Here is a 1,398-nt window from a genome sequence, read left to right on the forward strand (position 1 = left end):
AGTTGCCATTGCATTTCTAAGGTCTTGACCAATGCCAATATAATCAACTACTAAACCGCCTGGTTTGTCTTTATAGACTCTGTTTACTCTCGCAATGGCTTGCATCAGATTATGACCTTGCATCTTTTTATCTACATACATAGTATGCGTACTTGGAGCATCAAATCCTGTGAGCCACATATCTCGAACAATCACTAATTTCAATTTGTCATTAGAGTCTTTCATTCGAGTGGCTAAATCTTTTCTTTGTTGTTTGCTGGTATGATGTGGTTGAAATAATTCAGGGTCGTCAGACGAACTTGTCATTATTACTTTTATCATTCCCTTATCCAAATCGTCATTGTGCCATTCGGGTTTTAAAGCAACAATTTCATTGTATAAATGCACACAAATATTCCGTGTCATTCCAACAATCATTGCTTTGCCCTCAAACACTTCTTGTCTTGCTTCAAAGTGCATTACAATATCTTTGGCGACATCTTTTAAACGGTCTGGGTGTCCAACAACTGCATCAATCGTTGCGGTTTTCTTTTTGGCTTTTTCTAACTGTTCTTCTGTTGCATCAGCAATATCATTTATTTCATCATCTAAGGCTTTTGCTGTCTTTTTATCCAATTTGATTTTAACCAAACGAGATTCATAACTAATTGGAACTGTTGCCCCATCATCTACCGCTTGTTTGATGTCATAAACATCAATATAATCGCCAAAAACAGCAGGCGTTGATTTGTCTTCTTTTTCTATTGGAGTTCCTGTAAAACCAATGTAGGAAGCATTAGGTAAAGCATCACGCAAATATTTTGCATTTCCATATCTAATTTCTGAACCTTCTTCGGTTTCTACAACTCGACCCGTAAATCCGTATTGACTTCTGTGTGCTTCATCCGCAACAACAACAATGTTAGTTCGGTCGGATAAAGTTTCATAAACATTGCCTTCTTTAGGAGAAAATTTTTGAATGGTGGTAAAAATTACACCACCACCAGAAACTTTCAACAATTCTTTAATATGTTCTCGGTTATTTGCTTGAACAGGTGTTTGGCGTAAAAGCCCAACACAATTTCCAAATGTTCCAAATAATTGGTCGTCTAAATCATTTCTATCGGTAAGCATTACAATGGTTGGGTTTCCCATTTGTGGGTGCGTGATAATTTGACCACTATAAAAAACCATTGATAAAGATTTACCCGAACCTTGTGTATGCCAAATCACACCAATCTTGCGGTCGCCATCTTTTGAATGCGTTGCTCTTAATGTTTGCTCAACTGCTTTTTGTACGGAATAATACTGATGATAAGTGGCAACTTTCTTTATTTTTGTTTGAAAAATTAAGCCTGTTTTTTCGTCTTTCTTTTCTTCTTGCTCAAATACAGTGCAATAACGAATTAACTCTACCAA

Annotated in this window: 1 protein-coding gene; it reads right to left on the reverse strand. The window is 36.4% G+C overall.

Translation table 11 applies throughout. The annotated features are described in order from the left end of the window. A partial coding sequence (locus tag BHECKSOX2_RS07280; RefSeq protein WP_139683060.1) for a type I restriction endonuclease subunit R occupies nucleotides 1-1,398 on the reverse strand: 1,398 nt, incomplete at both ends.

The organism is thiotrophic endosymbiont of Bathymodiolus puteoserpentis (Logatchev), assembly GCF_900127505.1.
Lineage (GTDB): Bacteria > Pseudomonadota > Gammaproteobacteria > PS1 > Pseudothioglobaceae > Thiodubiliella.